The organism is Luteimicrobium sp. NPDC057192, assembly GCF_042670205.1.
In the GTDB taxonomy this organism is placed as follows: domain Bacteria; phylum Actinomycetota; class Actinomycetes; order Actinomycetales; family Cellulomonadaceae; genus Luteimicrobium.
On the sequence record NZ_JBHUWD010000033.1, the window covers coordinates 18,437 to 40,665 of the forward strand.

Annotated in this window: 20 protein-coding genes and 1 pseudogene; 11 read left to right on the top strand and 10 right to left on the bottom strand. The window is 74.9% G+C overall.

The window, feature by feature from the left end:
* Positions 1–6: 6 nt before the first annotated feature.
* A complete protein-coding gene (locus ACFT5B_RS14990; RefSeq protein WP_386799610.1) occupies positions 7–762 on the bottom strand; it encodes a GNAT family N-acetyltransferase in 756 nt (251 codons plus the stop codon).
* 145 nt (positions 763–907) lie between these two features.
* Between ACFT5B_RS14990 and helR the strand changes: the two genes are divergently transcribed.
* The gene (gene helR / locus ACFT5B_RS14995; RefSeq protein ID WP_386799612.1) at positions 908–3,100 is read left to right on the top strand and encodes an RNA polymerase recycling motor ATPase HelR; all 2,193 of its coding nucleotides are present in this window, start codon (positions 908–910) and stop codon (positions 3,098–3,100) included.
* 210 nt (positions 3,101–3,310) lie between these two features.
* On the opposite strand, the gene ACFT5B_RS15000 is transcribed toward helR, so the two are convergent.
* Positions 3,311–3,664, bottom strand: coding sequence for a hypothetical protein (locus ACFT5B_RS15000; protein WP_386799614.1), 354 nt, complete (start codon positions 3,662–3,664; stop codon positions 3,311–3,313).
* 63 nt (positions 3,665–3,727) lie between these two features.
* Positions 3,728–5,029 (bottom strand): NAD-dependent epimerase/dehydratase family protein, encoded by a 1,302-nt coding sequence (locus tag ACFT5B_RS15005; protein WP_386799616.1) that lies wholly within the window; start codon positions 5,027–5,029, stop codon positions 3,728–3,730.
* Between the two features lie 520 nt (positions 5,030–5,549).
* Here ACFT5B_RS15005 and ACFT5B_RS15010 point away from each other — a divergent pair.
* The 7 genes and pseudogenes from ACFT5B_RS15010 to ACFT5B_RS15040 form a co-directional block, all read left to right on the top strand.
* Positions 5,550–7,259 carry a nitrite/sulfite reductase gene (locus tag ACFT5B_RS15010; RefSeq protein WP_386799618.1) on the top strand — a complete coding sequence of 570 codons (1,710 nt, stop codon included), beginning with the start codon at positions 5,550–5,552 and terminating at the stop codon, positions 7,257–7,259.
* Positions 7,256–8,125: a phosphoadenylyl-sulfate reductase gene (locus tag ACFT5B_RS15015; protein WP_386799620.1), complete on the top strand. Its 870-nt coding sequence runs from the start codon at positions 7,256–7,258 to the stop codon at positions 8,123–8,125. Before ACFT5B_RS15010 ends, ACFT5B_RS15015 begins: the two co-directional genes overlap by 4 nt.
* Positions 8,122–9,108, top strand: coding sequence for a sulfate adenylyltransferase subunit CysD (gene cysD / locus ACFT5B_RS15020; RefSeq protein ID WP_386799622.1), 987 nt, complete (start codon positions 8,122–8,124; stop codon positions 9,106–9,108). The genes ACFT5B_RS15015 and cysD overlap by 4 nt, the downstream gene beginning before the upstream one ends.
* Positions 9,109–10,476 carry a sulfate adenylyltransferase subunit 1 gene (locus tag ACFT5B_RS15025; protein WP_386799624.1) on the top strand — a complete coding sequence of 456 codons (1,368 nt, stop codon included), beginning with the start codon at positions 9,109–9,111 and terminating at the stop codon, positions 10,474–10,476. It begins immediately after the preceding gene.
* The gene (gene cobA, locus ACFT5B_RS15030; protein ID WP_386799685.1) at positions 10,473–11,729 is read left to right on the top strand and encodes a uroporphyrinogen-III C-methyltransferase; all 1,257 of its coding nucleotides are present in this window, start codon (positions 10,473–10,475) and stop codon (positions 11,727–11,729) included. Before ACFT5B_RS15025 ends, cobA begins: the two co-directional genes overlap by 4 nt.
* 21 nt (positions 11,730–11,750) lie before the next feature.
* The gene (locus ACFT5B_RS15035) at positions 11,751–12,041 is read left to right on the top strand and encodes a hypothetical protein (protein ID WP_386799626.1); all 291 of its coding nucleotides are present in this window, start codon (positions 11,751–11,753) and stop codon (positions 12,039–12,041) included.
* A gap of 114 nt (positions 12,042–12,155) precedes the next feature.
* A pseudogene (locus tag ACFT5B_RS15040) lies at positions 12,156–12,440 on the top strand (IS5/IS1182 family transposase); the annotation flags it as partial.
* Here the strand turns inward: ACFT5B_RS15040 and ACFT5B_RS15045 are convergent.
* The 7 genes from ACFT5B_RS15045 to ACFT5B_RS15075 form a co-directional block, all read right to left on the bottom strand.
* Positions 12,437–12,916 (bottom strand): DUF421 domain-containing protein, encoded by a 480-nt coding sequence (locus ACFT5B_RS15045; RefSeq protein ID WP_386799628.1) that lies wholly within the window; start codon positions 12,914–12,916, stop codon positions 12,437–12,439. The pseudogene ACFT5B_RS15040 and the gene ACFT5B_RS15045 sit on opposite strands and share 4 nt — an antisense overlap.
* Before the next feature lie 8 nt (positions 12,917–12,924).
* On the bottom strand, positions 12,925–13,461 hold the full coding sequence (locus tag ACFT5B_RS15050) for a hypothetical protein (protein WP_386799630.1): 537 nt from the start codon (positions 13,459–13,461) through the stop codon (positions 12,925–12,927).
* A gap of 64 nt (positions 13,462–13,525) precedes the next feature.
* Complete coding sequence (locus ACFT5B_RS15055; protein ID WP_386799632.1) at positions 13,526–14,215, bottom strand: sirohydrochlorin chelatase; 690 nt, start codon at positions 14,213–14,215, stop codon at positions 13,526–13,528.
* A gap of 107 nt (positions 14,216–14,322) precedes the next feature.
* Complete coding sequence (locus tag ACFT5B_RS15060; RefSeq protein WP_386799634.1) at positions 14,323–15,156, bottom strand: hypothetical protein; 834 nt, start codon at positions 15,154–15,156, stop codon at positions 14,323–14,325.
* A 131-nt stretch (positions 15,157–15,287) separates the two neighbouring features.
* Positions 15,288–15,812: an aromatic ring-opening dioxygenase LigA gene (locus tag ACFT5B_RS15065; protein WP_386799636.1), complete on the bottom strand. Its 525-nt coding sequence runs from the start codon at positions 15,810–15,812 to the stop codon at positions 15,288–15,290.
* A 148-nt stretch (positions 15,813–15,960) separates the two neighbouring features.
* Positions 15,961–16,644, bottom strand: a complete 684-nt coding sequence (locus tag ACFT5B_RS15070) for a LuxR C-terminal-related transcriptional regulator (protein WP_386799638.1) — start codon at positions 16,642–16,644, stop codon at positions 15,961–15,963.
* On the bottom strand, positions 16,641–18,020 hold the full coding sequence (locus tag ACFT5B_RS15075) for a PspC domain-containing protein (RefSeq protein ID WP_386799640.1): 1,380 nt from the start codon (positions 18,018–18,020) through the stop codon (positions 16,641–16,643). Before ACFT5B_RS15075 ends, ACFT5B_RS15070 begins: the two co-directional genes overlap by 4 nt.
* Positions 18,021–18,177: 157 nt before the next feature.
* Between ACFT5B_RS15075 and ACFT5B_RS15080 the strand changes: the two genes are divergently transcribed.
* From ACFT5B_RS15080 to ACFT5B_RS15090, 3 genes are all read left to right on the top strand, one after another.
* On the top strand, positions 18,178–19,737 hold the full coding sequence (locus ACFT5B_RS15080; protein ID WP_386799642.1) for a PspC domain-containing protein: 1,560 nt from the start codon (positions 18,178–18,180) through the stop codon (positions 19,735–19,737).
* The gene (locus ACFT5B_RS15085; RefSeq protein ID WP_386799644.1) at positions 19,737–20,312 is read left to right on the top strand and encodes a hypothetical protein; all 576 of its coding nucleotides are present in this window, start codon (positions 19,737–19,739) and stop codon (positions 20,310–20,312) included. Before ACFT5B_RS15080 ends, ACFT5B_RS15085 begins: the two co-directional genes overlap by 1 nt.
* A 215-nt stretch (positions 20,313–20,527) precedes the next feature.
* The gene (locus ACFT5B_RS15090; protein WP_386799646.1) at positions 20,528–22,165 is read left to right on the top strand and encodes a glycoside hydrolase family 6 protein; all 1,638 of its coding nucleotides are present in this window, start codon (positions 20,528–20,530) and stop codon (positions 22,163–22,165) included.
* The last annotated feature ends 64 nt before the right edge of the window (positions 22,166–22,229 follow it).

Sequence of the window (22,229 nt, forward strand, 5' to 3'; positions counted from 1 at the left end):
CCAAGCCTAGGCGTCGCCGCCGACGGCCGGGGCCGCTTCCACCGGCCCGGCGGGCGCGTGCCACCACCACGTCGCGCCCTCGCCGACCTGCCGGAACCCGCACGTCTCGTAGAGCAGCTTTCCCTCGGGGGTCGCATTGAGGACGGCGTGCGTCGCCCCGGCCTCCCGGGCGGCAGCACAGACCGCGCCGAGCAGCGCGGTGCCCAGCCCGCGGCGGCGGAAGGGCGGCCACACGGCCATGTCGAACACACCGGCGAGGCCGCCGTCGAGGAACGACCACGCGCGTCCCGCGAACCGCCGGCCAGGCCCGACGTGCGCCGCCGCGTACCAGGCGACGCGTGGCCGCAGCCGGGCGAGCGAGAGCTGGTCGCGGTAGGCGGCGTGCTCGCCCCGGTAGTCGTCGGCGTCCTCCTCGAGCGTGACGTGCGGCCCTGCTGCCGGGGCCGCTGCCGCGACGTCCGCCAGGTCCGCGACCATCCACCACGGCGACCAGCCGCGCTCGAACCCGGCGTCGGCCAGCGCCGTCGGGTCGACGTCAGACGCGAGCCACGCACCCACCGGCGTCCGCCCGGCGGCGCGCGCACGGTCGAGGCCGCGGCGCACGGCCGCCGTCGTCAGGTTGCGGGGAAAGAGGAGGTTGAGGCCGTCGGGGCCGTCGGTCCATTCGAGGTCGCCGTCGTGGTGGGCCACGCCCCCGAGCGTCGTCGCGCGGAGCCTGAACCAGGCGCTCTGGACCCGCTCGCAGTCCGCCGTCGTCACCATGGACGACCATCCTGCCGCGGGTCGACACTCACCCCTCCATTTTCAAGATATAGCTCACAGGGGGTCTTGCGGCAAGGCCCCGGTGGGGGCGGAGAATCGCAGGCCGCGGCCCGTCCGGCCGCGGTCCCGGAGCGGAAGCCGAGACGTGACCCAGCCGACGACGGACCTGTTCGCCCTCCCCCACCACCTGGCCGCCAAGGCCGATCCCGCGCTCGTCGCGCACGACGCGCAGCACCTCGCGGACGTCGCCGCGTGCCTCGAGCGCACCGTCGCCGATCTGTCCGACCGCCTCGACGCCGCCCGCCGCGCGCCTGCCCGCGCCGGACAGCAAGCCCTCGACCGCGACCAGGAGGTCCACCGCCTCACCGCGCGCCTGCGCACGCTGCGCCGGTTCGGAGTCGACCTGTGCCTGGGCCGGATGGTTCGCGCCGACGACACCGAGACCGTGTACGTCGGGCGGCTCGGGCTGACCGACGAGGACGGCCGCCAGCTCCTCGTCGACTGGCGCTCCCCCGCGGCCGAGCCGTTCTTCGGTGCGACCCTCGCGGACCCGATGGGTCTGGCGAGCCGGCGCCGGTACCGCTGGACGTCCGGGCGGATCACCGACTACTGGGACGAGATCTTCACGGCCGGTCCGCTCACGGGCGCCGACGGCCCGCTCGGCACCGCCTCGCTCGACGACCAGTCGGCCTTCGTCGCGAGCCTCGGCGGCGCCCGGTCGCCCCGGATGCGGGACGTGCTCGGCACGCTCGCCGCCGACCAGGACGCCGTCATCCGGGCCGGGGCACGCGGCGCCCTCGTGGTCGACGGCGGTCCCGGCACCGGGAAGACCGTCGTCGCGCTGCACCGTGCCGCCTACCTCCTGTACGCGGAGCCGCTGGTGGACGCGCGGCGCGGCGGGGTGCTCGTCGTCGGGCCGCACCAGCCGTACCTCGACTACGTGGCGGACGTCCTGCCGAGCCTCGGCGAGGAGGGGGTGCAGCTCGCGACCCTGCGCGACCTCGTTCCCGAGGGGGCACGCGCCGGCGTCGAGACCGACCCCGAGGTGGCGCGGCTCAAGGCGTCGGCCGACCTGGTGCGGGCCCTCGAGACGGGGATCCGGTTCTACGAGGAGCCGCCGACGCGCGGGCGCACCGTCTCGACGCCGTGGGCCGACGTGCGCCTGACGGCCGGCGACTGGGCGGACGCGTTCGCGGCGCCCGAGCCGGGCACGCCGCACAACGACGGTCGCGGCGAGGTGTGGGACGCGCTCCTCGAGCTCCTCGTCGACAAGCACGACGACGAGGTGCCGCCCGAGCAGGTGCGTCGCGCGCTCGAGCAGGACACCGAGCTCCGGGACGCCCTCGGCGAGGCGTGGCCGCTGCTCGACGCGGCGGACGTCGTCGGGGACCTGTGGTCCGTGCCGGCTTACCTGCGGCTGTGCGCGCCGTGGCTCACGCCCGACGAGGTCCGCGCGCTCCAGCGGCGGGAGCCGCAGGCGTGGACCACGGCCGACCTGCCGTTCCTCGACGCGGCCCGGCAGCGGCTCGGCGACCCCGCGGCGTCGCGGCGGCGGCGTCGGGAGCGGGCGGAGGCCGAGGCCGCCGCGGCCCGGATGGACGACGTCGTCGCGGACCTGATCGAGGCCGACGGCTCCGAGATGCAGGTCATGGGCATGCTGCGCGGCGCCGACCTGCGCGGCGCGCTCGGCACGACCGAGGCCGCACCCCGGGCCGACGCCGACCGGCTCGCGGGACCGTTCGCGCACGTCGTCGTCGACGAGGCCCAGGAGCTTACGGACGCGGAGTGGCAGGTGCTCCTCGCGCGGTGCCCGTCGCGCAGCCTGACGATCGTCGGCGACCGCGCGCAGGCGCGGCACGGGTTCACGCAGTCCTGGCAGGACCGGCTCGCGGGGGCCGGGATCACCGGGACGCGAGTGGCCGGGCTCGGCATCAACTACCGGACGCCGTCGGAGGTCATGGACGCTGCGGAGCCCGTCATCCGTGCCGCAATCCCCGACGCGAACGTCCCGACGTCGGTGCGGTCGAGCGGGCTCCCCGTCGCCCGCGGCCGGGTCGCCGACCTCGACGACGTCCTGGACCTCTGGCTGGCGGGGCACGACGGTGTGGCGTGCGTCATCGGGGTGGAGCCCGAGGGCGAGCGGCAGGGTTCGCGCGAGCCCGACCGGGAGCGGGTGCGGTGGCTCGACCCCGTCACCGCGAAGGGTCTCGAGTTCGACCTCGTCGTGCTGGTCGACCCAGGCGGTTTCGCCGCCGGCGAGGGAGCGGTCACCGCCGCCGTGGACCGGTACGTCGCGATGACCCGCGCGACGCAGCAGCTCGTCGTGCTGGAGCCCTGAACGACGACGGCGAGACAACGGTCGAGCGGGTGGGCGCGGGGAGGTGGTAAACGGCGTCAAGGAGTGCGCACGGCCCCCAGGGCCGAAGCACGACAGCCCGAACCACCTCGCCGCGCCCGCCCGCGAACCCGACCGCGGGCGTCGCACCCGGTGAACACCGGCGTCACACCTGGCGACCAGGCTGCCTCGTCGGGCGACGGAGAACCAGGATCAGAGCCAGAAGACCGCGATGACGATGTTGACGAGCACCAGCACGCCGACGCCGTGCTTGACCCACGCGGGCGTCTGCTCCTTCTTGCGCTGCGCGACGAACGCGAGCACGGCGACGATGAGTGCGAACACCAGCTTCGCGCCGAGCGCGGCCTGGGACAGCTCGTAGTTGAGCACGTCCTTGTTGGACTCGTAGATGCCCATCATGACGAGGCCCGCGACGACCGCGGTGGCCGCGCCGTGGAAGACGCCGACGGGCAGCCCCGGCTTGCGCATGCTCGTGAGGTACCCGCCGAGGACGATCGCCCAGCCGACGAAGTGGAGGATCAGGAAGATGTCGAAGAGGACCTTCATGGGCGCGATCGTATCTTTCTGACACGGGTGTCGTGAAACGGGCGCGGCGTGGGATCCGCCACGTCAGTTCAATGCGGCAACGGTCCGCGTGAGCCCCTCCACCCACGGCGTCGTCTGGGCGGGTGAGACGAGCTTGCCGACAGCGAGGCCGGGTACGAGCGCGTCGACGTCGTCGGGCGACGGCGGGACGTGCTCGATGCGCGTGTCGAGGCCGAGCACCGACCCGACGTCCTCCGCGACGCGCTGCACGCTCAGGCGCGGCCCGCCGCCGACCGTGACCGGTTCGCGCCGGTCGCTGGCGGCGTAGTCGAGGAAGCCGGTGACGACGTCGTCGACGAAGCAGACCTGGCGCGTGCGCACGCCGTCGCCCGGCACCGTGAGCGGGTCGCCGCGCCGCGCCTGGCCGACGAACGTCGGGATCATCCGGCCGTCGTCGGTGCGCATGCGCGGGCCGTAGACGTTGTGCATCCGCACGACGCCGCCGTCGAGCCCGCGGGACGCCAGCCAGGTCGCCGTCTGTGCCTCGGCGAACCGCTTCGCCTCCACGTACACCGACAGGGGCGGCGCGCCGTCCGGGGCGGCCCAGCTCGAGCGGAGTCGGTAGGCGAACTCGGGGTCGGTGTCGAGCGCCGACGACGACCCGAGCACGAACCGCGCGCCGACCTCCTGCGCCGCGGCGAGCACGTTGCGCGTGCCGACGGCGCCGGCCTCGAGGGTCTCGACGGGCCGGCGCGCGGTGTCGACGGTCGACGCCGCGGACGCCAGGTGCACGACGAGGTCCGCCCCCGCGAAGAGCCCCGCGGCGCGGTCGGGCTCGAGCGTGCGGACGTCGACCTCCTCGCACCCGAACCCGGGCAGCGAGCCCAGGTCGGCGACGTTGCGCTCGGCGCCCGTCGAGAAGTCGTCCAGGCAGAGCACCTCGACGTTGTGCGCGAGCAGCGCCTCGCAGACGTGGCTCCCGAGGAACCCGGCGCCACCGGTCACGACGGCGCGCCGGAACCGCCGCGCGGGCCCGACCCCCCGCCGCGCGTCCTCGGCGCGGGCGGACGCCGCCAGGGCGGCCTGCGCGCCGGCCTCGTCCGCCTGCTCGGCCTCGACGTCACCCGGCACGAGCAGCTCGCCCGCCTCGATCCGGTAGCTGAAGACCTGCGACGACCGGTCGAACAGCCGGAACCACGCCGGCCAGTCGACCAGGGTGAGCCCCGCGGCGTCGCCCGGGAGCGCGAACGTCGGCTCGGCCCGGCGACCTCGCCAGCCCGTGCGCGCCACGGCGGGCAGCGCGCCGTGCGCCGCAGCCCAGGCCTGGATCTCCCCGTGGTCGGTGGTGTGTCGTGTCCCCCGCAGGTGCGGCGGAGTCTCTGTCATGAAGTGCCCCTCTTCCTGCCGCCGTCTTCGGCGGGCCCTGCACGCCGACCGTTCCGGGAGGACGCCTCGTATTTCGCCCCACCGGTCGCCCGACGTGCCCCTACGGTCGCACCGTCTCCCCCGTCGGCGCCACCGACACTCCAAACGATTCGACCGGATCGCGCCGGTCGTGTCGCGTTTCACCCGCAGCGCCCGGAAAGACAGGCCCGGATCCCGAGACCGGCGGTCCAGCATCCGGACAGCGGCTAGGCATACGGGCGCCGCGCCGCTAGCGTCGGGGCCATGACCGCTTCCGCACGCCCCCTCGCGCCGGTGACCCCGGCTGCCGTGGCGTGCGCGGGCGCGCGTCCGGGCATGTGCCCCGTCGCCCCGTGTTGTTGTTGACCAGCCCGAACTCGGTCCTGCCGCCTGAGCGGCACCATCCCCCGAGCGAGGGCGCGCGACAGCGGTCCTCGGCTCCCCCCGGCTCTGCCGGCTGAGGCTCCCGCTCCGCGCGTGCTCGCGGCCCCCAAGGAGCCCGATGACCACGACGTCCGCCCCCGCGACATCGGCCGTCCGCCCGTCCCGCAACAACCGGCCCAACGGCCAGTGGAAGGTCGACGGCCCGGCCCCCCTCAACTCCAACGAGGAGCTCAAGGCCGCCGACAACGGCCTCAACGTCCGCGCGCGGATCGAGGAGATCTACGCGGTCGAGGGCTTCGACTCGATCCCCGGCGACGACCTGCACGGCCGTTTTCGCTGGTGGGGGCTGTACACGCAGCGCAAGCCAGGGATCGACGGCGGCAAGACGGCCACGCTCGAGCCCGAAGAGCTCGAGGACCGCTACTTCATGCTCCGGGTCCGCTCGGACGGCCAGCTGCTGAACGCGGAGGCCCTGCGCGTCCTCGGCAGCATCTCGGCCGACTTCGCGCGCGGCACCGCCGACATCACGGACCGCCAGAACGTCCAGTACCACTGGGTGGACATCGAGAGCGTCCCCGAGATCTGGCGCCGGCTGGCGACGGTCGGCCTCGAGACGACGACGGCCTGCGGCGACACGCCGCGCGGGTTCCTCGGGAGCCCCGTCGCGGGCCTCGCCGCCGACGAGATCATCGACCCCACCCCCGCGATCCTCGAGATCAAGCGCCGGTTCCTCGGCGACCCCGAGCTCGCGAACCTGCCCCGCAAGTTCAAGACGGCGATCACCGGGCACCCGAGCCTCGATGTCGTGCACGAGATCAACGACGTGTCCCTCGTCGGCGTCGTGCACCCGGAGCTCGGGCCCGGCTACGACCTGTGGGTCGGCGGCGCGCTGTCCACGACGCCCCGCCTCGGCGAGCGCCTGGGCGCGTTCGTCACGCAGGACCAGGCGGCGGACGTATGGCACGGCGTGTGCCGGATCTTCCGCGACTACGGGTACCGGCGGCTGCGCAACAAGGCGCGCCTGAAGTTCCTGCTCGCGGACTGGGGCACGGAGAAGTTCCGCGAGGTCCTCGAGACGGAGTACCTGGGCTACCGGCTCGCCGACGGCCCCGCCCCCGCTCCCGCCACGGGCCGCGGCGACCACGTCGGGGTGCACCTGCAGAAGGACGGCAACTACTACATCGGCGCAGCACCGCTCGTCGGGAGGATCGGCGGCGACACGATCTCCGGGCTCGCCGACCTCGTCGAGCGGACCGGGGCGCTCGGCGTCCGGCTCACCGCCTTCCAGAAGCTCGTCGCGCTGGGCGTGCCCGCGGACCAGGTCGACGCCTTCGTCGCGGGGCTCGAGCCCCTCGGTCTGACGGCGCAGCCGAGCCCGTTCCGCCGCTCGACCATGGCGTGCACGGGCCTCGAGTTCTGCAAGCTCGCGATCGTCGACACCAAGGACACCGCGACGGACGTCATCACCGAGCTCGAGCGTCGCCTCGCCGACCTGCCCTGGCTCGCGGACCAGCCGATCGACCTCAACCTCAACGGCTGCCCGAACTCGTGCGCTCGCATCCAGACGTCGGACATCGGCCTCAAGGGCCAGATCATCACGGTCGACGGCGAGCAGGTCCCCGGGTTCCAGGTCCACCTGGGCGGAGGGCTCGCCGGTACCGGTCAGGACGCCGGCGGCCTCGGGCGCACGGTGCGCGGGCTCAAGGTACCGGCGAGCGAGGTCGCCGACTACGTCGAGCGGCTCGTCCGCCGCTTCGGCGACGAGCGTCAGGACGGCGAGACGTTCGCCCAGTGGGCGCACCGCGCGAACGAGGAGGCACTCCAGTGACGACCGAACCGACCACCGCAGCAGCTCCGGCCGACCCGCTTGCCGCCCTGCGCGCCGCGGCCCAGGAGCGGACCCGCGCCCGCGACGCCGCGAAGGCCGCCGACGCCGAGCGTCGCGCCGCCGAGGCGCGGCCCAAGCGCTCGGCCGCCGAGCTCAAGGAGATCGTCCGGCGCGGGCAGGCCGAGCTGCACGGCCCGGGCTGGCCGGGGGCGTCGCCCGACGCGACCCGCGAGGCCACGGCCGAGGAGGTCGTCGCCTGGGCGGCCCGCGAGTTCGGGGACTCGGTCGCCGTCGCCTGCTCGATGGCGGACGCCGTGCTGCCGCACGTCGTCGCCGCGATCAAGCCGTGGGTCGACGTCCTGTTCCTCGACACCGGCTACCACTTCGCTGAGACCTACGGGACGCGCGACGCCGTCGAGACGAGCATGGACGTGACGATCGTCGACATCACGCCCCGGCAGACCGTCGCCGAGCAGGACGCCGCCCACGGCAAGGACCTGTGGTCGCGCGACCCGGGCCTGTGCTGCCAGCTCCGCAAGGTCGAGCCGCTGCACGACCGGCTCGCCGGCTACGAGGTGTGGGTCACGGGGGTGCGCCGCGAGGAGGCACCGACCCGGTCCGCGACACCCCTCGTCACCTGGGACGAGAAGAACGGGCTGGTGAAGATCAACCCGCTCGCCGCCTGGACGTTCGACGAGCTCCTCGCCTACGCGACCAAGCACCAGGTGATCCTCAACCCGCTCCTCAACGACGGCTACCCGTCGATCGGCTGCGCGCCCTGCACGCGACGCGTCGCCCCCGGAGAAGACCCCCGCTCGGGCCGCTGGGCCGGCCTCGACAAGACGGAATGCGGACTGCACGTATGACACTCACCGACACCATCGACGTCGCCGGGACCGCCACCGCCGACGACGCCGCCACGAGCGGCGCGCTCGCGGGCGGCGACCACCGGCTCAGCCAGCTCGAGGCGCTCGAGTCCGAGGCGATCCACATCATCCGCGAGGTCGTCGCGGAGTTCGAGCGGCCCGTGATGCTCTTCTCGGGCGGCAAGGACTCCGTCGTCATGCTGCACCTCGCGGCCAAGGCGTTCTGGCCGGCTCCCGTGCCGTTCCCCGTCCTGCACGTCGACACCGGGCACAACTTCCCCGAGGTGCTGGCGTTCCGTGACGCGACGGTCGAGCGCCTGCGCCTGCGGCTCGAGGTCGCGAGCGTCCAGGACTACCTCGACGACGGCCGCCTGCGCGAGCGCGCCGACGGTACCCGCAACCCGCTCCAGACCCAGCCGCTGCTCGACGCGATCTCGGGCCACCGGTTCGACGCCGTGTTCGGCGGCGGCCGGCGCGACGAGGAGAAGGCGCGCGCCAAGGAGCGCGTGTTCTCCCTGCGCGACGAGTTCGGCCAGTGGGACCCCCGCAACCAGCGCCCCGAGCTCTGGAACCTGTACAACGGGCGGCACCGGCCCGGCGAGCACGTGCGCGTGTTCCCGCTGTCGAACTGGACCGAGCTCGACGTCTGGCGGTACATCGCCGCCGAGGACATCGCGCTGCCCGAGCTGTACTACGCGCACGACCGCGACGTCTTCGACCGCGACGGCATGCTGCTCGCCGTCGGGCCGTACTCGCAGCCCCGGAACGACGCCGAGGCCGAGAGCGTCCGCACCCAGACCGTCCGGTACCGGACGGTCGGAGACATGTCCTGCACGGGCGCCGTCGAGTCCGACGCCCGCGACGTCGAGGCCGTCATCGCCGAGGTCGCGGCCACCCGCATCACCGAGCGCGGGGCCACCCGCGCGGACGACCGGATCTCCGAGGCCGCCATGGAGGACCGCAAGAAGGAGGGTTACTTCTAGATGAGCACCCCCACGCTCCCCGCGCCCGTGCTTCCCACCGGCACCCTGCTGCGCCTCGCGACCGCCGGTTCGGTCGACGACGGCAAGTCCACGCTCGTCGGCCGCCTCCTCTTCGACTCCAAGTCCGTCCTCGCGGACCAGCTCGACGCCGTCGAGCGGGTCTCGCGCGACCGCGGGCTCGAGACCGCGGACCTCGCGCTCCTCACGGACGGCCTGCGCGCCGAGCGCGAGCAGGGCATCACGATCGACGTCGCGTACCGGTACTTCGCGACGGCGCGGCGCTCGTTCGTCCTCGCCGACTGCCCCGGGCACGTCCAGTACACGCGCAACACGGTGACGGGCGCCTCCACGGCCGACGCCGTCGTCCTGCTCATCGACGCCCGCAAGGGCCTGCTCGAGCAGACGCGCCGCCACCTCGCCGTCGTGAGCCTGCTGCGCGTGCCGCACGTCGTCGTGGCCGTGAACAAGATCGACCTCGTCGACTACTCGCAAGCCCGCTACGAGGAGCTCGCGGCCCAGATCCGCGAGACCGCGCGCTCCCTCGGCGTCGCGGACGTGCACACGATCCCGGTGTCCGCGCTGGTCGGCGACAACGTCGTCGAGCGCGGCGAGGGCACGCCCTGGTACGACGGCCCGACCCTCCTCGAGCTCCTCGAGGACCTGCCGACCGGCGACGACCCCGACACCGAGGCGTTCCGCCTCCCCGTCCAGGTTGTGCTGCGCCCCCAGGGCGCTGCCCCCGACGAGCGCTTCCGCGACTACCGCGGCTACGCCGGCCAGATCGCGTCCGGCGTCGTGCGGGTCGGGGACGAGGTCGTCGTGCTGCCGTCGGGACGCCGCACGCGCGTGGCCGGCATCGACACCGCCGACACCCTGCTCGCCGAAGACCCGTTCGCCGGGCTGACCGAGGCGTTCGCGCCGCAGTCGGTCACCCTGCGCCTCGAGGACGAGATCGACGTGACCCGGGGCGACCTCGTCGCCGCGGCGACCGACGCGCCCGACCTCACCCAGGACGTCGAGGGCACCGTGTCGTGGTTGTCCGACCGCCCGCTGCGGCCCGGCGCCCGCGTGCTGCTCAAGCACACCACGCGCACCGTCCAGGCGGTCGTGCGGGACGTCGTCGGGCGGCTCGACCTCGACGCGGCCGAGCTGGTCCCCGCGGAGCAGCTCGACCTCAACGACATCGGCCGGGTCACCCTGCGCCTCGCGTCGCCCGTCGCCGCCGAGGAGTACGTGACGTCCCGCCGGACCGGTGCGTTCCTGCTCATCGACGCCCAGGACGGCGCGACGCTCGCGGCAGGGATGGTCGGCGACGCGCTCGCCGCCGCCCGCCACCCCGAGCAGCGCCCCGCGCAGTACGCGATCTGACGCCCGTGACCACCGAGGACGCCGCCCTGTACCCCCTGGGCCTGCGGGTCGAGGGGCGGCGGGTCGTCGTCGTCGGGGGCGGGCCGGTCGCGGCACGCCGCGCGCGCGGCCTCCTCGACGCGCGCGCCGACGTGCTCGTCGTCGCGCCCGACGCCGTCACCGAGCTCGCGGATCTGGCGGACTCGGGGCGGCTCGTCTGGGAGCGCCGCGCCTACCGCGCGGGAGATCTTGACGGCGCCTGGCTCGTCCACGTCGCGACGGGCGACCCGGCGGTCGACGCCGTCGTCGCCGCGGACGCCGAGGCGCAGCGCACGTGGTGCGTCACGGCCGGTGACGCCGCGCTCGCGAGCGCCTGGACGCCCGCCGTCGCCCGGACCACGCTCGACGACGGCGCCCCGGTGACCGTCGCGGTCAACGCCGGCGGCGACCCGGGCCGGGCCCGCGCGGTCCGCGACGCCGTCGCGTCGGCCCTGGACGCCGGGGAGCTCCCCGTGCGCGCCACGCGGCGCAGGCCCGGGACGGGGAGCGTCGCGCTCGTCGGGGGCGGCCCCGGCGCCGACGGGCTGCTCACCGTCCGCGGGCGACGCCTGCTCGCCCAGGCGGACGTCGTCGTGGTGGACCGGCTCGCGCCGCGCGGAGTGCTGGCGGACCTCGCGCCCGACGTCGAGGTCGTCGACGTCGGCAAGACGAGCGGCCACCACCCGGTTCCCCAGGACGAGATCAACCGGGTCCTCGTGGACCGCGCGCTCGCGGGGCACCGCGTGGTCCGGCTCAAGGGCGGGGACCCGTACGTGTTCGGGCGCGGCGGCGAGGAGGCCGAGGCGTGCCGCGCCGCGGGCGTCCCCGTCGAGGTCGTGCCGGGCGTGACCAGCGCGGTCGCCGTCCCCGCCGCGGCCGGGATCCCCGTGACCCACCGCGGCCTCGCGCGCGGGTTCACCGTGCTCACCGGGCACGAGTCCGTGGGGGCAGTGCCGGCGGCGCCCGACCACACCCTGATCCTGCTCATGGGCGTCTCGCACCTCGCCGCCACCGCCGACGCCCTCGTCGCGCACGGGCGGTCGGCCGACACGCCGGCGGCCGTCGTCGAGGACGGCTACGGGTCCCGGTTCCGGACGACCGTCGCCACGCTCGGCACGCTCGCACGGACGGTCGAGGAGGCGGGCGTGCGGCCGCCGGCCGTCGTCGTCGTGGGCGACGTCGTGACGCTCAGCCCCGCGTGGCGGGAGCACTACGAGCCAGGGCGTGTCTCCTAGTTGGTCTGCCATGATTCGGCCATGCGTGAGTTTCTGATCCGTGCCAGCGCCGATCATGGCTGGCCCGCGCTGCCGAGCGACCGGATGACAGAGGTCTTGCAGCCAGCCGGCTGGGACTGCGAACCGATTGGTGGCGCAGGTGACTTCCGTGTCCGAGCTGGGGGTGTCGAGGTCTCGTACTCCGGTGAGGAGATCGGCTGGCAGGTCACCTTCGATGCGGACATGCCTCGGGCCGAGGAATGGATCGAGCGGGTCACGCGGCAGGTAGCCGCGGCCACGGGCGAGCCGTGCGAGTGGCTGGAACTGTCCTAGGACCTCCGTAGCCAGGTGACGGTGGCGACCAGGACGGCCCCGGCCCCGTCGACGACGGCGTGCTTGTCGTATCGGGTGGCCAGGCCGCGCCGCTGCTTGAGCAGGTTGAAGGACCGGGCGATCCGAGCCCACCTGCCCGGGCGCGGAATCAAGGCCGTGACCCCGAGCCCCACGACGAAAAGGGCCACCGCATAACGGCGCGGATCACGCGGCGGGCGACCCGTCAGTCTTGATACCCCCGGCTACAGGAACGGCAACGTCATCGAACGCCGGTTTTGCCACCTCGAGCGGTGGCGCACCCTGGCCACCCGATACGACAAGCACGCCATCGTCTACCGCGCCGCGGTCGCCCTGAACGCCGTCATCGCCTGGACGAAACGATTGTCAGGCACGCCCTAGGTCTCGGGCACCTCGGCGGGTTTTTGCTCGCGCTCCTCGTCCCGCGTGAAGAACGACATCTGCCCGTTCGCCTCGAGCACCGCGACCCGGATGTCGCGCACGTGCTCCACGCCGTGCTGACGCGCGGCGTCGAGCAGGTCGTCGAGGGAGACCCGCTCGCGCTTCATCACCTCGTAGGCCGGCTCGCCGTCGGACACGATGACCACCGGCACCCCGTGCACGACGGCGCGGCTGCGCGGGAACCTCGCGCCCACCCACGTGAGCAGGATGGTGAGCAGCGCGAACGTCCCCACCGCGAGGACCGCGGACGTGACCGAGTAGTCCTGCTGGGTGACGCCCTGCTGGATCAGGTCGCCCATGACCACGAACAGCACGAGCTGGAACGTGCTCAGCTCCCCCAGCGTCGACCTCCCCACGACGCGGGTCACGAACCACAGGAACAGGAACAGCACGAGCGCGCGGACGACGATCTCCATGGCAGCTCCTAGGGAAGCAGTGTGGTGCGGAAGGGCGTGGACGCGACCTCGCGCCCGTCGACGAGGACGGCGACCCGGCCCGAGGCTCCGCGATGGCTCGACGGCTGGATGTACGCGTCGAACGAGACCGCGAACGTGTCGCCCTCGGGCGCGCTGAACGTCCACGTGTCGTCGGTGCCGTCGGAGGTCTCGTCGCTGGGCTCGGGGTCCAGGCCCTGGCTCTCGAAGATGTCGAAGTACGCCGAGGTGACGCGCAGCTCGATCTCCTTGCCGAACCCGCCCGGGTGCTGGACCGTCACCGTCCACGGCGCGTCGAGCCCGGCGCGCGCGATGCGCGCGTAGTGGACGCTCACGGACCAGCCGTCCTCGGTGCGGATCGTCGTCGAGGTCCACAGGCCGAAGAAGTTCAGCGCACCCGCGAGGACGACGACGAGCAGTCCCACGGTCCCGATCCGGCGGGCGAGGACCGGCCGTGGGCCTTCGTCGACGGCTCGGGGCGGGTCGAGGGTGGCGAGCGACGCGGGCGGCGGCGGGTCGGGGGTCACCCTCCGATCGTGGCCCCGGACCAGCACTTTCGCGCGTCCAGCACCGCCGCGGGCGCCCGAGCGGTCAGAGTCGCGCGGCCGCGTCGTACCGGTCGAGGACGACGTCGGCGAGCTCGGGCGCAGGGGCGAGCGGCTCGGAGACGACGTCGGCGCCGGAACCCGCGAGCTGGTCGTGGAACCAGCCGGGCGCCAGCAGGTACGACGCGACGACGACGCGCTCCGCCCCGGCGTCGCGGGCGGCCTGCACCGCCTGCGCGACCGACGGACGCGCCATCGACCCGTACCCGACGCTCACCGGACCGTCCCACGTGCGCGCGAACGCCCCGACCACGGCCTCGACGTCCGCGACGGCCCGCGCGTCGCTCGACCCGGCGGCCGCGACGACGACGGCGTCGCCCGCGGCCGCGCCCGCCTCGACCGCCCGGCGCCGCAGCAGGGCGACGAGCCGCTCGTCGGGTCCGAGCGCGTCGGCGGCGACCGTGTCGGGTCGCGCGTCCGCCGCCTCGGCGATGTCGACGTAGACGTGGAAGCCGGCCGACAGCAGCAGCGGCACGACCACTGCCGGCGTGCCTGCGGGCACGGAGCCGAGGACCTCCTCGACCTGCGGCTCCTGCACGTCGACGTACGTCTCGAGGACGCTCAGCCCCGGACGAGCGGCGCGCGCGTCGTCCAGGATGCTGCGGATCGCGAGCTGGCCGGCACGGTTCGCGGTGCCGTGGGAGCAGCCCACCAGCGTGGGGGCGGTCGTGGTCACGGCACCCACCCTAGGTCCGGCGCGCCCGTGTCGAGCGAGCGGCCCGGATGTCGAACAAACGGCTCGGTACCGCGTGCTCGACATCCGGGCCGCTCGCTCGGCGCAGGTCAGGGCCGGGGCGCGCCTGGCGTCGTGCCGTCGTCGGGCGGCGTCGTCCCGGTCCGCGGCGCGTCGCTCGTCGGAGGCGCCGTGCCGTCGGGCTCGGCAGCGGGCTCTGCGGCCGCGGAGGGCTCGTCGGGCCGGGCGGGTCGAGCCGCCGGGGTTTCCTGCACCCGTGTCTCGGGGGCGGGAGGCGCTTCGCGCACCGTGTCGTCGCGGACGCCGGGGGCCTCGGGGACGGCCGCAGGCGCGGTCGCCTCGGGCGGTGCGACGTGGCGCGACGACGTGCGCTCGACGGGCGGCGCGGCCGGCCGGGTCGGCTCCGGCTGGGGAGCCACGGGGGCGGCCGGTGCGACCGTCTCGGCGGACGCCCCCGCGGAGCCCGCGGGGACGACGCCGAGCACGCTGACCTCGCCCTTGCCGAGGCGCCTGAGCGCGATGCCGATGAGCAGGAAGAGCACGCCGCACGCTACGACGAGGAGCGCGACACCGAACGCCACGACCGACGTGAACAGCGACGCCCGCAGGAACGACGCGTTCATGACGGTCGCGCGGCGCGGGTCGTCCTGCGGCAGCTCGGCGTACGTCTGGCCGTCGGCCATCTCGAGCGCGTGCTTGTTGATGACCTCGGCCTGCGCGTAGGCGGTGAGCGGGTCCTGGACGCGCGCGCCGCCGAAGAACTGCGCGTCGTCGGAGACGGTGATGTTCTCGTCGCGGAGCTGCGACGTGACCATCACGTAGGTGGCGCCGCCGGCGAGGATCATGATGATCCCCACGATGATCGCGAAGAGCCCGATCCCGCGCACCCCGCGCACGGGCCGGACGGTGACGCTGCTGGACATGAGTGTTCCCCTCGGTGAGTCGGGTCGCGCACGTGCCGTCGAGCCAGGGCGGGCGTCTGACCTGCCCCGACATTCACCGTAGACCGGGCCCTCAGGTGCCGCGCGGCGGCGCGGCGCGGCCGGAACGGAGCTCAGGCGGGGGCGAGCTCGGGCTCCGGGCCGCGCGACGAGCCGTCCGCGAGCACCGCCGCGACCGCCGCCGGCAACTGCTCGACGATCGCGGCGTCGTTCTTCCCCAGGCGCCGCACCGCGGCCCCGAGGAACAGGAAGACCAGGCCGCTCGCGGCGACGATGAGCGAGACGCCGAACGCCACGACGGACGTGAGCAGGGACGCGCGCAGGAACGACGCGGTCCGGGCCGTGTCCCGCGCGGGGTCGTCCTGGCCGAGCTGGGCGTAGGTCTTGCCGCCGGTCGCCTCGAGCGCGTCCCGGTCGATCGCGTCGGCCTGCGCGTACGCGGTCAGCGGGTCCTGGACCCGGGCGCCCGCGAGGAACCGGGCGCCGTCGGACACGGTGACGTTCTCGGCCCTGAGCTGCAGGGTGACGGCACCGTACGCGGCGCCGCCGGCCAGGATCAGGACGATCCCGACCACGATCGCGAAGACTCCGGTGCCGCGCACGTCGCGCACGGGCCGGACGGAAGCACTGCTGGACATGGGTGGTTCCCCTCATCGGTGAGTCGCTCACGTTCCAGGGCAGGCGTCGGGCCATCCCCGCAATCAACGTAGAACGGGCATCACGCCGCGATGAAGGCGCCTTCCAGCATGCGGACACATGTCACGGAACCCCCGCGTCGGCGGGCGCTCAGAGGATGCGCCGCGCCGCCGCCCAGCGGGTCAGCTCGTGGCGCGAGGAGAGCTGCAGCTTGCGGAGCACGGCGGACACGTGCGTCTCGACCGTCTTGACGGAGATGAAGAGCTTGCTCGCGACCTCGCGGTACGTGTAGCCGCGCGCGATGAGCCGCATGACCTCCTGCTCGCGCGCCGAGAGCCGGTCGAGCTCGTCGTCCGCGATCGCGACGTCGCCCATGCCGGTGCCGAACGCGTCCAGCACGAAGCCCGCGAGCCGGGGTGAGAACACGGCGTCACCGGCCGCGACGCGCTGCACGGCGCCGGAGAGCTCGGGCCCGGTGATCGCCTTGGTGACGTACCCGCGAGCGCCCGCGCGGATGACGGCGACCACGTCCTCCGCGGCGTCCGACACCGAGAGCGCGAGGAACCGCGTCGTGGGGGCGAGGTCGGCGCAGCGGCGCGCCACCTCGGCGCCACCGCCGCCGAGCCCGCCGGGCAGGTGCACGTCGAGCAGCACCACGGCCGGGCGGAGCGCGTGCGCCGCCTCGACCGCGGAGTCGACGTCGGCGGCCTCGCCGACGACGTTCACGCGCGCGTCGAGGCTCGCGCGCACGCCGGCGCGGAACATGAGGTGGTCGTCGACGATCAGCACGTCGACGGGGGTCGGGGCGGTGGTGGCGTCCTGGTCGGCGGTCACGTGTGGGCCTCCTCGGCCGGATCGGGTCGGGTGGTCGGGACGTCCGCGCTGCGGGGGCCGGACGGCGGGCCGGGCGGGCGCTCGCGCGTCGCGGTCCGGGGCATCTCGAGGTGGACCTCGGTCCCCCAGCCGGATCTGCTCTCGACGACGGCCGTCCCGCCCCGGCGCTGCACGCGCCCGAGGATCGACTCGCGCACGCCGAAGCGGTCCGTGGGGACGTCGTCGAGCTCGAAGCCGTCGCCGCGGTCGCGGACGAACACCTCGACGGCGTCGGCCCGGACCTCGAGGTAGAGCGACACGGGCGGCTCGCCGTGCCGGACGGCGTTGAGCAGCGCCTCGCGGGCGGCGCGGAGCAGGGCCGAGCTCGCGTCGTCGGGCACGCAGTCCCCCACGACGACGACCTCGACGGGCACGCCGTGCGCGTCCTCGACCTGGCCGACGAGCTCGCGGACGTCGGCGGCGAGCGACGTGCCGCTCACGGCCCGGTCCGTGTACAGCCACTCGCGCAGCTCGCGCTCCTGGGCGCGTGCGAGGCGGGCGACCTGGTCGGCGTCGTCGGCGGAGGCCCGGATCAGCGCGAGGGTCTGGAGGACGGAGTCGTGCAGGTGGGCCGCGATGTCGGCGCGCTCGGCCTCGCGCGCACGCGCGGCCCGCTCGTCACCGAGGGCGCGGACGAGCCGCAGCCACCACGGCGCGAGCACGAGGGCGGCGCCCGCGAGCACGGCGACGGCCGCGACCCAGGCGCGGGCCATGTCGGCCGTCGACGCCGTCCGCCCGACGAGCAGGAGCACCCCGACGAGCACGAGCAGCAGCCCGCCCCCGAGCCGGAGCATCGAGCCCGGCGTCCGGCCGCCCGCGTGCGAGAGCATGCGGCCGCGCTGGGCGGCGTCGAGCTGGGACCAGGCGAGCGCGAGGCCCGCGAGGAGGACGAGCACGGGCAGCGCCCAGCCCGCGTTGACGTCCCAGCCGAGCCGTTCCGCGACGAGGATCCCGGCCGCGGCGAGCAGGATCGCCCCGGCGAGCACGTCCCGCGCGGGGAACGTCCAGCGCTCGCGGCTGAGGCGGCGGGCGAGGCGCTGCAGCTCCGCGGGCCGGGACTCCTCGGCGGCGACGTGCGGGTCGCCCACGGGGATCGTGATCCACCAGAACACGTACAGCACCACGCCGACGCCCGACAGACCGGCGAGGATCATCGCGAGGCGCACGGTCCGCACGGGGATCCCGACGTGCGCGGCGACGCCCGCGCAGACGCCGCCCACGCGCCGTCCGGCCTCGGGGCGCAGGAGCGGGGGCCTCGCGGCGCCCGACGCGGCGAGGGGCGCGCCGGGCGAGGCGGCCTGCGGGGGCGCAGGCGGCGGTCCGGGCGTGGTGGTCATGCTCCGATCGTGGCACGGAGGGCCGGGCTCAGGGGCATCCGGGCGCCCCTGAGGGCCGAGAATCAGGGGCTCCCTCCGGGCTCCGGGGGCGTGCTCAGGGTCGGATCAGGGCTCCACCGCATGGTCCGCGGCACCGCTGTGCCGCGACGATGGAGCCATGGACACGACGACTGGTGCCCCGGGCGCGGAGCCCGGAGGCGCGACGCAGGGACAGGTACCGCCGCAGGGTGGGGTCCCCCCGCAGGGTGGCGTGCCGCCGCAGGGCGGGCCGCAGCGCGACGGGGACTCGTTCTTCGAGTGGCTCGACCGGCTCGGGCTCCGCCGCACCGACGAGCGCTGGGTGTCCGGCACGGCTGGCGGCGTCGCCCGCCGCCTCGGCGTCGACCCGCTCCTGGTGCGCGGCGTGTGGTTCGTGCTCTGCCTCGTCGCCGGCGTCGGCCTCGTGGTCTACGCGATCGCGTGGGCCCTCCTGCCCGACGACCGTAACGGCCGCAGCCTCCTGCGCGACGCCGTCCACGGCCAGTTCCGCGGGGAGATGGTCGGCCCGATCGTCGCGTTCATCCTGGGCGTGAACTGGCGCCTGGGCGCGTGGAGCTGGTGGCGCGGCGACGACTGGATCGCCGGCATCTTCTGGCTCTGCCTGTTCGCCGGCGTCGCGGTCGTCGTCGCCGCCGTCCTCAGCGCGCGCGGTCACCGCGGCCCGAACGGCACCGGCTACGGCACCCCCGGGTCCTCCGGACCGCAGCAGCCGGGCCAGCCGTACCCCGGCCAGCCGTACCCGGGTCAGCCCACCCCCGGCGCGCCCCACCCGGGCCAGCACTACCCCGGCGCACCGCAGGCGTATGCGGGCACGGCGCCGCAGCACCCCACCGCGCCGTACCCGGCACCTCCCGCGGGCGGCCCGGTCCCGCCGGCGCCGAGCGCGCCGACCGCCTCGTACGCCGCGCCGTACGCCGCCGCGTCGACCATCCGCACGCCGAGCCCTGAGCCGCTCCGCGCCCCCGACCTCGACCGGCCCGCGCCCGTCGCCACCCAGGACCGCGACGAGAAGCGGCGCCGCCGCCGCTCGGGCGCGATCGCGAGCGCCGTCGTCGGGCTGTGCCTCGTCGCCGGAGCCGTGGTGTTCGGCCTCGACCGCGGCGGGCACATCACCTCGCCGTGGCTCGTGTGGGGCGGCATCAGCCTCGTCCTCCTCGGCCTCGGCATCGTGGTCGCGGGTCTGCGCGGCCGCGGGTCGGGCGGCCTGACCGCCCTCGCGATCATCCTGGGCCTCGTGGTCCTGCCGACCGCGACCCTCGACAACAGCGGCGCGTTCGACGGCGACGTCCGGGCGATCGCCCCGGACTCCCCCGTCGTCGCGACCGACATCACGGCCGCACAGGACGGCTACACGTACTCGGTCGGGGACCTCACGGTCGACCTGACCCGGCTCGCGCTGCCCGCCGCAGGCGAGGACGCTCTCACCATCCCGGTGAAGCTCGGCGCCGGCGACACGACGATCCTCGTGCCGAAGGGCGCCGAGGTGCGGGCCACCGTCCACCTGTTCGCGGGCGACGTCGACTGGCTCGTCGGCCCCGCCGCCGACCACCAGTCGCGCCACGGCGGGCACGCCAACCGTGACACGTTCGAGACCGCGGGCGTCGCCGCGGGCGCCACGCCGCAGCTCGACCTCGACATCAGCTCCGGCGCCGGCACCGTCACCATCGAGGAGAAGTGATGAGCACCCAGCAGCCCGGGACCGGTCCGGTCCCCGAGGGAACCGACGGCTCGCAGGACGCCACCCAGCGCCTCGACCCGGTGGAGGGCTCCGGCGCCCCGACCGAACGTCTCGCCGCGACCGCACCGCTCGACTCCACGCCGCAGCCCGACCCCACCCAGCGGCTCGACCTGCCCGAGGCGGACGCGCGCGACGGCGGCACACGAGTCCTGCCCGCGGAGGAGCCGGGCGTCGACGCCCTCTGGACGCTCGACGCGCCCGACGACGACACGCCCGGCACTCCCGCCGCCTCCCCGGCAGCCGCGCCGGTCGCCCCGGAACCGCCCCGCGCGCAGGCGTACCCCGCGGCTCCCGAGCCGGCCGCCGGACCTGCGAGGAGCGGGCGGCGTGCGATCCGGGTCGGTGCCGTCGTGTGGGGCCTCGTCGTCGTGGTGTGCGGGGTGCTGGCGCTCGCGGTCGCGGGCGGCGCGACCGTCGACGGCGGCACCGTGGCGATCGGCGTGCTCGCCGGGGCGGGCGTGGCGCTGGTCCTGGGGTCGATCGTGACCGGCGTGCGTCGTCGCGACCGCTCCTGACCCGTCCGCTCGGGCGCCCGTGCTGCTGCGTGCCGGTCTCCGGCGGCGGCGGGACGGGCGCCCGCGTGCGTCGGGGGGTGGCTTGACCCGGCGGGCGACCTCCGCCTAACGTTGCCTCGCTCGCTCGTGTGACCTGCGGCACATGCCGGACGTTCTGCGGGCGTGCAGTCCGAGACAACGACGTCCCGGACTTCCACGAGTGTGGGAGCGCTTCCATGACGAACGGCACCCTGCAGAGCACCACTCCTCACCTCCAGCGGCCCCGGCGCAGGGGACGTCGGCCCGCGGTCACCGCATCTGCGCTGGCGGTCGCGCTCGCCGTCGTCGGGCTCACGGCCGTCCCGGCCACTGCCGCCCCGCACCACCCGGCGCCGTCGCCGACGACGCCCTGGGTCGACCCCGACAGCACCACCGTCCAGGCTGCGCGCACGCTCAGCGGGCAGGCAAGGGACGACGCCGTCCTGCTCGGCTCGTACGCCTCGGCCACCTGGATCACCTCCGGCACGCCCACCGAGGCGAAGGCCGAGGCCCAACGCGTCACGACCTCCGCCGCGGACGACGGCGCGGTGCCCACGATCGTCGTCTACGACATCCCGTACCGGGACTGCGCGCAGTACTCGGCGGGCGGAGCCCAGGACACCGCCGCCTACGACGCGTTCGTCGACGGGGTCGCGGCGGGGATCGGCGACCGCCCGGCGATCGTGATCCTCGAGCCGGACGGGCTCGGCATCATCCCCTGGAACACCGACCTCGGCGGCAACGCGGAGTGGTGCCAGCCGGCCGACGTGGACCGAGCCACCGCGGTCGCGGACCGGTACGCGCAGCTCAACCACGCCGTCGACGCCCTCAAGGGCGGCGACCGGACCAGGGTCTACCTCGACGGCACGCACAGCGGCTGGCTGGGCGCGGGTGACATCGCGGACCGGCTCATCAAGGCGGGCGTCGAGCGGGCGGACGGCTTCTTCCTCAACGCCTCGAACTACGAGTCGACGGACCACCTCGTCAAGTACGGGACCTGGATCAGCGACTGCATCGAGCTCTCGACGCAGTCGTCCTGGTACCAGCCGAGCTACTGCGGCAGCCAGTACTACCCGGCGAGCCCCGGCGACTTCTCGACCTGGGCGCTCACCGACCAGAAGTACGCGGACGACTTCGCGTCCACGGGCCTCACGCCCGACCCCGCCCACCAGGCGCACTTCGTGATCGACACGAGCCGCAACGGCGTCGGGCCGTGGACGCCGCCGGCCGGCAACGGCTGGCCCGACGCCCAGGTCTGGTGCAACCCGCCCGACCGGGGCGCAGGCGCGCGCCCCACGCTCGACCCCGGTGTCCCGCTCGTCGACGCGTACCTATGGATCAAGGTGCCCGGCGAGTCCGACGGGCAGTGCGACCGCGGGACCGGCGACACGGACGCGGCGGGCCGGTCCACCGACCCGGCGCGCGGCGGCAACGCCGACCCGGCCGCGGGCGCGTGGTTCGCGCAGCAGGCCCGCGAGCTCGTGGCGCTCGCCTCACCGCCGTTCCCGACGCCCACCTGCCAGGTCACCTACCGGGCGACGAAGGTCACGCCGCACACGTGGGCCGGCGCGGTGACCGTCCGCAACAGCGGCACGTCCACGGTCCGGGGCTGGGAGCTCACCTGGTCGTACACCGACGGGCAGCGGGCGGTGCTCGGGATCGGGGCACGGGTGCACCAGTCCGGCGACGACGTCACGGCGTCCGCCCCGCGAGGTGCGCACGCGCTGCGGCCGGGAGCGACGGCGTCGTTCGCGCTCGCGGGGACGGCCTCGACGCCGCCGGGCGACCAGCCGATGCTCTTCCGCCTCGACGGCAAGGCGTGCTCGGTCCGCTGAGTCGCGTGAGGCCTCGGCCCGGTACCCGCGGGGTCCGGGCCGAGGCGCGAGCCGCACGACGCGG